The 300-nt window shown below is 55.3% G+C and carries 1 protein-coding gene; it reads left to right on the forward strand.

Annotated elements, in window-relative coordinates:
* On the forward strand, nt 1-300 hold a 300-nt coding region (locus tag WM40_RS29440), incomplete at both ends, for an integrase core domain-containing protein (protein ID WP_236693743.1).

The raw sequence follows: 300 nt of genomic DNA on the forward strand, positions 1-300 counted from the left end.
GGACAAATGGGCATACGAGAATAATGTTGAACTCGACTTCAGCCGACCTGGCAAGCCGACCGATAACGCCAAGTGTGAAAGCTTCAATGGCCGTCTTCGGCAGGAGTGTCTAAATGCCCATTGGTTCTTGTCGCTGGACGACGCCAAGAGCAAAATCGAAGCGTGGCGAAGGGATTATAATGAGTGTCGTCCCCACTCTGCATTGCAGTGGGCGACACCTGCCGAATTCGCCCGCCAGGCGCGGGAAACGGCGTTGTCAGAAGTAACCGCGAAGCCGGATTTCTCTACTTCTGAGCGGGG

The organism is Robbsia andropogonis (assembly GCF_000970345.1).
Classification (GTDB): Bacteria; Pseudomonadota; Gammaproteobacteria; order Burkholderiales; family Burkholderiaceae; genus Robbsia; species Robbsia andropogonis.